This window comes from Streptococcus sp. 1F3 (assembly GCF_054968985.1).
In genome coordinates this window covers 1303-1647 of the sequence record NZ_JBUEQR010000099.1, presented here as the reverse complement: position 1 = coordinate 1647, position 345 = coordinate 1303, and the positions used below count along the sequence as shown (strand labels likewise).

The 345-nt window shown below is 32.5% G+C and carries 1 pseudogene; it reads right to left on the bottom strand.

Annotation, left to right across the window (positions count from 1 at the left end):
• Positions 1-115: 115 nt before the first annotated feature.
• Positions 116-345: pseudogene (locus ACVPON_RS08790) on the bottom strand (hypothetical protein); the annotation flags it as partial.

The window sequence follows — 345 nt, the reverse complement described above, 5'->3', positions numbered from 1 at the left end:
GGCTAGTAATAATGCTCGTAAAAATCTTATTCTTATCGTATTGAACCATTACTGAAACCTCACATTGGCTGACATCTTCCCATGTTAATTGACTATGTTCCATATCAAATTTATTTTAATCATCACTACTTGATAGAATTTCTGACCCTTCTGGTAATAATTCTTCTAGCTCTTGACGGGTAAAATGCCTTTGTGCTGCGGCATTATTTTTTAAAACCTCAATATGTTTTCGCCAAAAAATCTTATTTGCTTCCTCTTGTGACACATTAGATGGCCAAACATCATTTTGTAGCTTATAATGAATATCAACCATAGTTTTTTCTCCACTTTCAAGCAATTTTAATA